This window comes from Okeania hirsuta, from assembly GCF_003838195.1.
GTDB classification, from domain to species: Bacteria; Cyanobacteriota; Cyanobacteriia; order Cyanobacteriales; family Microcoleaceae; genus Okeania; species Okeania hirsuta.
The window spans coordinates 1-11613 of sequence record NZ_RCBY01000222.1 but is presented as its reverse complement, the minus strand read 5'-3'; the positions used below and the strand labels follow the sequence as shown (position 1 = coordinate 11613).

The following is an 11613-nucleotide window of genomic DNA, read 5'->3' as shown; positions in this document are numbered from 1 at the left end:
CTATCCGCAGAGGGCTAATGCCATTCGCCCCTACCACATAAGGTGGTTCTGCGTAAGTCCTGATTAATTTAACTATTGTTCAATAGTCAGGCTCGGAAACTGGCAAGGTAGCGATCGCCCGAGCATTCACTATTGAGCATTAATTTAACTATTGTCCAATAGTCTTGAGAGCAAACTAGCAAGGTAGCGATCGCCTGATTACTCAGTATTGATAATTCATTTAACTATTGTCCAATAGTCTGGAACGGAAACTGACAAGGTAGCGATCGCCTGATGATTCAGTATTGATAATTCATTTAACTATTGTTCAATAGTCTTGAGAGCAAACTAGCAAGGTAGCGATCGCCTGATTATTCACTATTGATAATTCATTCAACTATTGTCCAATAGTCTTGAGAGGAAACTGACAAGGTAGCGATCGCCTGATTATTCACTATTGATAATTCATTCAACTATTGTCCAATAGTCTTGAGAGGAAACTGACAAGGTAGCGATCGCCTGATTATTCACTATTGATAATTCATTCAACTATTGTCCAATAGTCTTGAGAGGAAACTGACAAGGTAGCGATCGCCTGATTATTCTGTTTTGAGCATCAATTTAACTATTGTCCAATAGTCAGATAGCGTAACGCACCAGTAACATCAAAAATGGTGCGTTACGCTCCACTTTGTTCCGCTAACACACCCTACTAGACTGTTCAATCAGATTCTATATAAAACTTAGGAGCGAGTAACGAGGGAAGACCTCTCCCCCAACCCCTCTCCTGCAAGGAGAGGGGATAAATCCCCCCCAACGCTAGCAGGGAAGGGGGTTGGGGGAGCGAGTAACGAGGGAAGACCTCTCCCCCAACCCCTCTCCTGCAAGGAGAGGGGATAAATCCCCCCCAACGCTAGCAGGGAAGGGGGTTGGGGGGTTAGGTTTTACCCACAAATTTAGTCTAGACGGCCTACTACGGTATTATAACTAGATAGTATTGAGATTAATATTGACTTTTAACTTAATTATGTTAACTCCAGGACAAATCTTAAAACAACGTTACCAACTACAAAAACAATTAGGTAACACCGTACCAGGTCGTAAAACTTGGCTAGCATTTGACTCCCAACTGCAAGAACAAGTAATTCTCAAAATGTTAGCTTATAGTGCCGAAATATTAGGGCAAGAATTAAATTTATTTGAGACAGAAGCCCAAATTCTACAAGATCTAAATCATCCCCATATTCCTCGTTATCGCAATTATTTTTCCTTGGAAAAAGAAGCAAATTCAGGTTTGCCTTGGTTTGCATTAGTGCAAGATTATATTCCTGGTTTTTCCCTCCAAGAATTATTAGATAGGGATAAAAATTTCATAGAAGAAGATGTCAAAAAAATTGCTAAAGAAGTATTAGAAATTCTAATTTATCTCCACGAACTAGAGCCTCCCGTTTTGCATCGAGATATTAAACCCAGTAATTTAATTATGGGTGCAGACCAACAAATTTATTTAGTAGATTTTGGCGCAGTACAATCTCAAGGTAATGCTCAAGGAGTAACTTTTACTATTATTGGAACTAGCGGTTATGCTCCCCTAGAACAATTTTGGGGTAGAGCAGTGCCAGCTTCAGACTTATATGGTTTAGGAGCTACTTTAATTCATTTACTAACTGGAACGCCCCCTGTAGATTTACCGCAAAAAAATTATCAGATTCAATTTACTGACAAGGTTGATATTAATCCTAGCTTCGCAACTTGGATTAGTAAAATCACAGAAATGGATTTAGGAAGTCGCTTTCAAAATGCCCGTGAAGCTTTGACATCTCTCGACTCAAAACCAAAACTTCAACCATTAGTTACACCTAAAAAAAATCCTCTCAACTTAAGCATTATTATTAGCATTAATAAATCTCCAGAGATGATGGAAATCTATACTCATGCACCTAGTTTAAGAGAAATTAAAGGTTCTGGAATTATTGGTGGAGCGCTTTGTATATTTTTTGGTTTACTGCTAACTAATCCAATTTATGGAATATTATTTTTGATCATTATTTTTGTAGGAATATATATACTCTTTGGAGAAAAAAAATATATTTATATTGACCGTAATAGTTTTCAGGTAGAACGACATTTATTTAATTTTATTTACGGGAAATGCCAGGGAAATACTAGAGATATTTTACAGGTATTATCATCTAAGTTTGAATCTGGTTATCAAGTGACAATTCAATCTCAAATAGATAAATATCAACTAGATCGAGCGATGAACCCAAAAGATAGCACGCGATTAGCTCAGGAAATTAATGAATGGTTGAATCAAAAACCAGATTGAAGAAGGAAGAAGTGGATGGGGATAGTCAAGGACTTGCCACTTCGTGTCTTATAACCCCAACCAATTGTAGGCGTTAGTGAACTTGTAATCCTCTAGATAGGAATTGGCACAGTCTTAAATTTTAAGTAGTATAGTAGTCAGGAAATGGAATACTGAAGCATTTTTATTCTATACCATTCTATATTCACCAACGCCTAGATGCAGGAGATGATGATTTTTTACCCAAACCTGTAAATACCGAGGAGATATTCACTCTACTTACTAACTATCTACAAGTGACTTGGAAATATGAAACAATTAAGTTAGTCTCAACTTCTACTATCACTCAAGATGATACTCTCGAAATAATTGCACCGCCATTAGAGGATTTACAAATTCTATTTGAGTTGGCCTAGGATGGCTTACTGTTCAAGCTAGCAAAAACGGCTGAAAAAATTGGGCAAAAGAGCGATTGCTATCTGCCCTTTACCCAGAAAATTTCACAACTGGCAAAGCAATTTCAAACCGAAGAAATTGAGATATTAATTCAAAAGCACATTAATTCTAAACAGTCTCTAAACTCTCACAAGTCATGAATAAAGAATTAGCAAAACAAATAGGACTCATTTTAATCATTGATGATATACCAGAAAATTTAGATGTCCTCTCAGAAACACTCAGTGTAGTAGGGTATGATGTGGCGATCGCCACCAACGGAAAACGAGCGTTCAAACAACTAGAGCGGAAATTACCAGATTTAATTTTATTAGACATCACAATGCCTGACATAGATGGCTTTGAAATCTGTAAAAAACTCAAATCCCATCATACCACTTGCAATATCCCCATAATTTTTATCACAGCTTTAGCAGATACAAAAAACAAAATTAAAGGTTTTGAGCTAGGAGCAGTAGATTATATTACTAAGCCATTTCAAGAACAAGAAGTCCTTGCCAGAGTTAATACTCATATGCAATTAAGAAGGCTGACTCAAAACTTAGAACAACAAGTCGCCCTAAAAGTCTTTTCATTAGAGCAAGCAAAACAAACTGCCGAAACCGCAAACAGGACTAAGAACCAATTTCTAGCCAACATGAGCCACGAACTGCGCACTCCCCTAAACGCAATCCTCGGCATCACAGAGGGGCTACAAGAGGAGATATTTGGCAGTATTAATGAGCAACAAATGAAAGCTATACAAACTGTTGAGAGTAGTGGAAGGCATCTGTTAGAGCTCATTAACGACATTCTGGATCTCGCCAAAATTGAATCGGGTCAGTTAGAGCTAAACTTTACACTCACTACAGTTTCTTCTCTGTGCCAATCTAGTCTGGCCTTCATCAAACAACTTGCCGAAAAGAAACGCATTCAACTAGAAATGAAACTGCCCCAAAACCTGCCTGAGTTATTCGTGGATGAACGACGCATCCGCCAAGTTTTAATCAACCTACTCAATAATGCTGTCAAATTTACCTCAGATGGGGGATGTATTTCCTTGGAAGTCCAGGTCAATCGCCAGCAGTTCGACTCAAAGGCCAACAAATTCAAAAAATTCCTACGAATTGCTGTTATTGACACTGGCATTGGCATTGCTCCAGAAAACCTTAAAAAATTATTTCAGCCTTTTGTCCAAATTGATAGTTCCTTGAATCGGCACTACCAAGGGACAGGTTTAGGGCTTGCTTTAGTGAAACGTATTGTTGAGCATCACGGCGGGCAAGTGGGTGTCACCAGTGAGATAGGGGTTGGTAGTTGCTTCACCATCGACCTTCCTTACACTTTGACAATAGACACCTCCAACGAATTGGAAGTGCAGCCTGAACCTAGCATTGAACTAACTCAGCCTCAAGAGCAAATATCACCATTAATTATGCTGGCAGAAGATAACAAAGTAAATATTAGTACAGTTTCAAGCTATCTGAGAGCTAAAGGCTATCGAATTCTGCTGGCTAGGAATGGAGAGGAAGCAATTACCCTCGCTCGGTCGGAAAACCCCGATCTGATTCTGATGGACATTTCAATGCCAAAGATAGATGGCCTCCAGGCCATAGAGCAGATTCGTAGTATTCCTAACTTGGTCGATGTGCCGATAGTGGCACTGACTGCTCTAGCGATGGTGGGCGATCGAGAACGTTGTCTGGCGGCTGGAGCTAGTGATTACTTGAGCAAACCTGTTAAACTAAAACAATTGGCAACCACAATTCAAAAACTTTTAAACACAAAATAAATGCATTTACCTTCTATTTTAGTGATTGATGATGAGCCTAATAATTTTGATGTGATTGAAGCTCTTTTGAGCGACCAAGACTATGAGTTGTATTATGCTGCCAGTGGTGAAGAGGGGATCGCCAACCTAGAAACCTACAACCCAGACCTGATTTTACTTGATGTAATGATGCCGGGAATTGATGGTATTGAAGTTTGTCGGCAAATTAAAGCTATGTCAGCATGGCAAGCTGTTCCCATTATTATGGTCACGGCATTAAGCGCAAAGTCAGATTTGGCAAATTGTCTAAATGCTGGCGCTGACGATTTTATCAGTAAACCCGTTAATACCATTGAGCTGAGGGCGAGAGTTAGCTCCATGCTACGAATTAAGCACCAGTATGATAACTTACAAACTATGCTCAAATTACGAGAAGATATGGTAAAAATGGTCGTTCACGATTTACGAAATCCTTTGACTATTATCTTGTTTGGTTTAGAACTTTTGAAAAATCCTAATTATCCTCAAGATAAGCAAAATATTAAACTAAATCAAGTTTATTCGTCAGCACAAACATTACAAGTATTAATTGATGATTTATTAAAAATGGCTTTACTAGAATCTGGTCAAATTCGTCTCAACCGCACACAGGTAGAACTATGTAGTTTGATCGAGTCTGCTATTTCAAACTTTGAAGCGGTCGCTGAACAAAAAAATCAGTCTCTAGTTAGTCAACTCCCAGAAACTCCCGGTAAAAAAGTTGCTATTGATTTCACTCTGTATCATAGAGTGTTGGATAATCTCATCTCAAATGCTATTAAGTTTTCCCCACATAACAGTAAAATTATCCTGAGTTTGGAATTACTCAAATCTGGAGATTACAGAATTCAGGCGTTCGACAACGGTCCAGGCGTTCCAGAAAAATTACGACAAAAGATTTTTGAGAAATACGAGATTGGAACTATGATGTCTAATGTTTCCCAAATAGGATTGGGTTTAGCCTTTTGCAAAATGGTTGTTGAGGCACATGGAGACCAAATTTGTGTTAGAAGCAACCAACCCCAAGGAGCCATCTTTGAAATCATTCTGAAGTCTAATGAAAAAACAGTAGGCAATTAAGAAGAAAATGAAATATATCCGGTCTCTTTCTCCTCGGTGGAAAATACTTGACATTTTATTTACAGGAAAATGATTGATTACATTCGCAATGGTGCAGAAATTTATCGCAAATCTTTTGCCATGATTCGCTCCGAAGTTAACCTAGAAAGATTTCCTCAGGATTTAGCTCATGTTGCAGTTAGATTGATTCATGCCTGCGGTATGACAAATATTGTAGAAGACTTAGTTGCTTCAGAAGATGCAGTACAAGTAGGACGTGCCGCATTAATTAATGGTGCGTCAATTCTGTGTGATTCTCAAATGGTAGCTAATGGAATTATCCGTCATCGGTTGCCAGCTAACAATGAAGTTATTTGTACTCTTAATCACCCAGAAGTACCTAAAATGGCTCTACAAATTAACAATACTCGCTCTGCAACAGCGATAGAATTATGGAAACCTCTGAGCAATAATTCTGTTATCGCCATTGGTAATGCACCAACAGCACTGTTTCACTTACTAGAAATGCTGGATGAGGGTATGGCAAAACCTGCTCTAATTTTAGGCTTTCCTGTGGGATTTGTGGGTGCAGCGGAATCAAAAGCTGAACTGGTAGCAAATAGTCGAGGAATTCCATTTATTACTCTCCATGGAAGACGTGGAGGGAGTGCGATCGCTGCTTCGGCAGTGAATGCTTTGGCAAAGGAGAGCGATTTATGACAGAATTAGGACGACTGTATGGATTAGGCATTGGACCTGGCGACCCAGAGTTGTTGACCTTGAAAGCACACCGCATTTTGACTACTGTTCCAGTAATTGCTTACCCTATTTCTGAAAATGGTAAAGCTTTAGCACGGGCGATCGTCTCGGACTTTATTCGTCCCGACCAGATAGAAATTTCTATGTCTTTACCGTTTGATGTTAAGCGATCGCCACATCCCTATTATGATATAGCTGCCACCAAGATTGCCGAACACCTAAAAGTAGGGACAGATGTGGCGGTGTTATGTGAAGGGGAACCAATGCTTTATGGCTCATTTATGTATCTTTTCCAGCGACTTTCAAGACAGTTTCCTACTGAAATTGTCCCGGGAATTTCTTCCATAATGGCAAGTGCTGCCATGCTCGGTGTGCCAATTACTTATCGCAATGATGTGTTGAGTATTATCCCCGCTACTTTGGATGAAACTACTTTGAGCGATCGTCTTGCTGTTGTTGATGCGGCGGTTATCATTAAATTAGGGAGGCATTTTACCAAAGTCCGTAGGGTTATCAATCGTTTAGGGTTATTGCATAGGGCACTTTATATTGAAAGGGCGACTCAATCAAATCAGCGAATTGTTGACATTACTGAGGTTAAGCAGGTTGATGTTCCTTATTGGTCTTTGATTTTGATTCCCAGTCAAATGGAGATGGGGAGATGGGGAGATGGGGAGATGGGGAGATGGAGGGATGGGGAGATGGGGAGGTCGAGAAAGATTTGGTAATGGCGTTGAGATGGAACATTTTCTTCTTCCATCCTGTACAGGGGTTAGCGTCAGCTATGCATCAGCAAACGGGCGTTTGCCCCTACTCCCTACTCGCTATTCCCTACTCCCTGTCCAGATCAAATTGAATGGGCAAAAATAGCAGCTTGAGTGCGATCGCGTAAATTTAACCTCCTGAGAATATTAGTAATATGATTTTTTACAGTCTTCTCAGAAATATAGAGAGTTTTGGCTATTTCTCGGTTATTTGCACCAGAAGCAATTAATTTTAAAATTTCTTGTTCTCTTGGTGTTAATTCTTGCCAATTTTGGGGAAGGTTACTAACAGGAATTGCCATTTGAGAAATAGCTTTTTTACCTATGCCAGGTCCTAGTTGTGTATAACCTTTAAATACAGCTTGAATTGCCTGACCTAATTCTTCTGAAGGTGTGTCTTTTAGTAAATATCCTGCTGCTCCATATTTCAATGCTTGAGTGACATATTGATCGTCATCAAATGTAGTTAATATTAATATTTTTACTTCTGGGAAACGCTGACAAATTTCTTTAGTTGCTGCTACTCCATCCATTATTGGCATTCGTACATCCATTAAAATTACATCTGGTTGTAGATTTTCTATTTGATTTATTGCCATTTCTCCATTTTCAGCTTCTCCTATTATTTGCAAATAATTTTCTAATTTTAATAAAGCTTTTAATCCACGTCGGATTAAATTTTCATCATCGACTAATAATACTTTAATCATAGTTTCTACTAATTTTATCTAATACCATTTATCACGCATTCTTGCTACATCTCATTGATAGTAGGGAGTAGGGTTAAAAGACATAAGATATTTTGGTTTAATGCCGATAATCGTATGCAAGCATTGCTGAAGCATTATTATTACTTAATAACTGAAGTCCCATCGGAACTATAGCATTAATGCATGGGAATTGGTATAAGGGAATAGGAAGTCGGGAGCAGAGATAATAGAGAAATTGGTAGTGGTGCATAGTAATGTTAAAGGGAGTAAAGGAGTAGTAGACGTAGGGTGGGTTAGGCGGAAATAATTATGAGTCGCTCCTCAAAATCTTAACTGTCTGCCATAACCCACCGAACATACCAAATATTAAGCCAATACGCTGTCTTAATCTTTGCTGTGCATTTACTCTCTAATATCATGTCCGGTAGAACAGTTATAATTAGGCTCGTAGTTTTGCTCTAGCTCTAAAACTAAGTATTGTAAGGGCTAAAGTCCTACTACAAACAAAAACTTTATTATAAGTGATTATCCGAAAACGATATAACATCTGAGTTTAATACCCTAAACTTCACTGGTGATGTCTACAATTGCTTAGGGTTTGTAGAGGAATAACAGCAAATTTTTAGTATCCTCATCCACTTTTCCCTTTTTATTTCTTCTTGCTTTTTCAACGTTATTTATCCACACATAAAAATGAAAATATACCTTGATATCAGGTCTCATTAATTAGACATAAATATTAATGATATTTATCAATTATCTTGAGAATCTATCAAATTTATCCCTACTCCCGAATAAATGTTATTTGTGGGTATTTAAAGAGACATGATATTAATTTATATTAACTAAGGGAAAATTAGCAATTATTTTACATCCTGTATTAGGAGAGGTAAGAATCTCGAATTTACCTCCTAATGCTAAGGCACGTTCTTGCATTCCCTGTAAACCAAAACCAGTAGTATTTTGGTTTAAATTAAATCCTTTGCCATTATCTTGAATGATTAAATGTAAATTTTTTGTGGTAAAAATATTAATTTCTACTGTGGTTGCTTCAGCATATTTATAAATATTAGTTAATGCTTCTTGCACTATACGATAAATAGCAATTTTCAGTTCATTATCGGGAGAATAATTGATATTTATATTGCTTGTGGGTAAAATACCAGTAGATTTATGAAAATCTGCTATTAAAGTAGCGATCGCTGATTCTAAAGATTGATTTTCCCACCAGTTAGACCTTAGAGTTGCTACTGACTGACGCACTTCATTTAATGCTTTTGAACCTAGTTGTTTAGCATCTGCTAAAAATTCTATTGATTCTTGTGGTTCTGATTTTCTCAGCTTCCAAGCTGCTTCTAAACTAACATTTAAAACTGTTAAATAATGCCCTAGAGAATCGTGAATTTCTCTGGCAATCCGATTTCGTTCTTCTAAAGCAGCAATATTTTCTATTTTTAGGGCATATTGTCGTAGCTTTTCATTAGCAATTGCTAATTGTTCTCGACTTTTTCGTTCTGACATTATTGCTTTTACTAATAATTGTAAGAAAACTATTACTAATCCAAATAAAATTATTGAACTTAATAGGACTAAGATAAATCTTTCTCTAGCAAATAACGGTAATCTTGTCAGTTTGTGTAATCTTTGAATTTGGATAAATGTGAATAAAGAAAAAACAAATATATTAATAATTAAATTTTGTTTTCTTTCAAAAATAAAACAATCTCGAATTACCAGAATTATACATAATATTGGAGATAGACGTAAATTACTCAGGAATGACATTAAAATAATCAAACCAATTTCGACAGTAGTATAAATAATTTTATTTGAGCGGGATTTATTGATAGGTAAAAATAGTCCCATCAGGCTAAATACTAGCAGGAGAAAAAGATTGATCGAGAGTGAATTTGAGACTTCTGTTGTGTGAATATCTCGTATTCTCCGCCGACCACCATAGAGAGGAAATTTTAAAGTTTCACTCATGGCAATAATAATCAGTAAAATCCATTCTAAGTAGAGTAAAAAACGGATTGGATGTTTAGTTATTTTTGGGAAAATATTCATATTTTTATTCCATTAAAACTCCGATAAATTGCAAACTCAATAATGATAATTTACTAAATTTTGAGGCGTTGCTGATTTGATGTATGGAATTCAATTAGTGGTAAATTTTCACCCAAAATAATAGTGGTAATTATACCTATTTCTGACTCTAAAGTCACCGAAAAACTCCTTTCTACCTACTGACTGGTTCTCCTGTGAAATCATCAGCGTAACACACCGAAAATTAAAATCTAGATGGTGCGTTACATTTCATTAATGCACTCTACTGGACTGACACACCTTAAATGGTGCGTTAGATGGGGAGGGTGGGGAGATAAAGACACCTAGAAACAAAAATCTATTGCACAGTTTTAGCTGTGTCAGTCTACTAATGGACTTCTTCCTTCTGCTATATTCCGAAGATAAGGAATTTTATTAAAACCCCAAAATCACTAAAGTTCGAGAAACATTTATAGCAGTTTTCACAAAGGTAGACTACAGAAAAATATAAGTATGTTTGAAGTTTGATAAGTTACAAACTTGATAGCTGTATTCTATGTTAATGAAAACCGCTATAATTATGGCAGTCGAAGCAAAGAGTAGGACATATCAAAAGCTTAAAACTCAAACAAAGTAATATGTTTCCTTCTTCCTTCTTCCTCCTTCCTTCTTCCTTCTTAGGACTAAAGTCCTAGATGAAATTAGGACTTTCAGCTCTGGTTGTTTATGAGCGATTGCCTGTAGGATTAAGACAGTAAACACCTCATACATGGAGTTGTAAATAAATCTAATGAAACGTCAATCTTTCTCTCTATTATTACTTGGCATCGTTGCCACTATTCTATTTGCTAATCCTGTAAAAGTTGATGCCCATCCTAAAAATTTGAATCTAACTCCTGAACAAAAAACTCAGTGGGAGGAAATTCGAGCGCAAAGCAAAGCTCAAATGCAAAATATTCTGACTCCCGAACAGCAGCAACAGCTTCAAACTTTAACTTCACAAGGTCAACGCCCCCGCAGAGCAATGAAACAGTTAAATCTCTCTGAAGAGCAAAAAACTCAGATGCGCGAAATTATGCAGTCATCCCGCCAGCAAATGGCGAATATTTTAACTGAAGAACAACGAGAGCAGTTTCGTCAACAGATGCAAAGACGGGGTCGGAGGAGTCAGGAGTCAGGAGTGGGGAGTCAGAAGTAATATCATGTCCGGTTGAATAGTTATTAGAGTTGTTGGGAGTAGGTGAGCAGAGGAGTAGGAGAGATTAACATAAGCTAGTGCTGCTACGCGGAAGTTAAAAGTCAAAAGTCAAAAGTCAATCATTTTTCATTTGTAATTGTTTTAGGATTTTGTAACTGGTCAGTTATTTCCGCCATCCTGCACTAGAATTGTAACAGTCACTTACAAACTTTGGTGTAAAAATCTATTCCCTGTTCCCTGTTCCCTATTCCCTGTTCCCTACGCGGAAGTTAAAAGTCTATATCTTTTTCAACAGATGCTGAAAATAAGGGCGTTGGTGAAAAGAGGTATGATGTCTTGTCCGGATAAGAGCGCAAACAAAAAACTTTCTCCCTCTACTACTCTTTCTTCTTCTTTCTTTCCTTCTGACTCCTGACTCCTGACTCCTGACTCCTAAATAATTAAGATTAATATCATACCCTAATTTACCAACGCCAAAATAAGTTGTCTCAGTGAATCCTTTTTTCATAACCAACCCACTCTTTCTCTCGCAACAAATATTTCTG

General features: G+C 37.4%; 9 protein-coding genes. 6 read left to right on the top strand and 3 right to left on the bottom strand.

From position 1 onward, the window contains the following. Positions 1-1006 precede the first annotated feature (1006 nt). From D5R40_RS25690 to cobI, 5 genes are all read left to right on the top strand, one after another. Positions 1007-2308, top strand: coding sequence for a serine/threonine protein kinase (locus D5R40_RS25690; protein WP_124155424.1), 1302 nt, complete (start codon positions 1007-1009; stop codon positions 2306-2308). Between the two features lie 571 nt (positions 2309-2879). Continuing rightward, entirely contained in the window at positions 2880-4514 is a 1635-nt protein-coding gene (locus D5R40_RS37130) for a response regulator (RefSeq protein ID WP_124146283.1), read from the top strand. After that, positions 4515-5612: a hybrid sensor histidine kinase/response regulator gene (locus D5R40_RS37125; RefSeq protein WP_192901312.1), complete on the top strand. Its 1098-nt coding sequence runs from the start codon at positions 4515-4517 to the stop codon at positions 5610-5612. Between the two features lie 69 nt (positions 5613-5681). Beyond that, positions 5682-6311, top strand: coding sequence for a precorrin-8X methylmutase (locus tag D5R40_RS25675; RefSeq protein ID WP_124155423.1), 630 nt, complete (start codon positions 5682-5684; stop codon positions 6309-6311). Continuing rightward, entirely contained in the window at positions 6308-7078 is a 771-nt protein-coding gene (gene cobI / locus D5R40_RS25670; protein ID WP_124146280.1) for a precorrin-2 C(20)-methyltransferase, read from the top strand. Before D5R40_RS25675 ends, cobI begins: the two co-directional genes overlap by 4 nt. A gap of 119 nt (positions 7079-7197) precedes the next feature. Here cobI and D5R40_RS25665 read toward each other — a convergent pair whose 3' ends face one another. After that, positions 7198-7824 (bottom strand): response regulator, encoded by a 627-nt coding sequence (locus D5R40_RS25665; RefSeq protein WP_124146279.1) that lies wholly within the window; start codon positions 7822-7824, stop codon positions 7198-7200. Positions 7825-8655: 831 nt separating this feature from the next. Beyond that, positions 8656-9891 carry a sensor histidine kinase gene (locus D5R40_RS25660; RefSeq protein ID WP_124146278.1) on the bottom strand — a complete coding sequence of 412 codons (1236 nt, stop codon included), beginning with the start codon at positions 9889-9891 and terminating at the stop codon, positions 8656-8658. Positions 9892-10660: 769 nt separating this feature from the next. On the opposite strand from D5R40_RS25660, the gene D5R40_RS25655 reads away from it, so the two are divergent. Next, positions 10661-11068 carry a hypothetical protein gene (locus D5R40_RS25655; RefSeq protein ID WP_124146277.1) on the top strand — a complete coding sequence of 136 codons (408 nt, stop codon included), beginning with the start codon at positions 10661-10663 and terminating at the stop codon, positions 11066-11068. Positions 11069-11345: 277 nt separating this feature from the next. On the opposite strand, the gene D5R40_RS25650 is transcribed toward D5R40_RS25655, so the two are convergent. After that, the coding region (locus tag D5R40_RS25650; protein WP_205127694.1) for a hypothetical protein at positions 11346-11613 on the bottom strand (268 nt) is incomplete at its 5' end.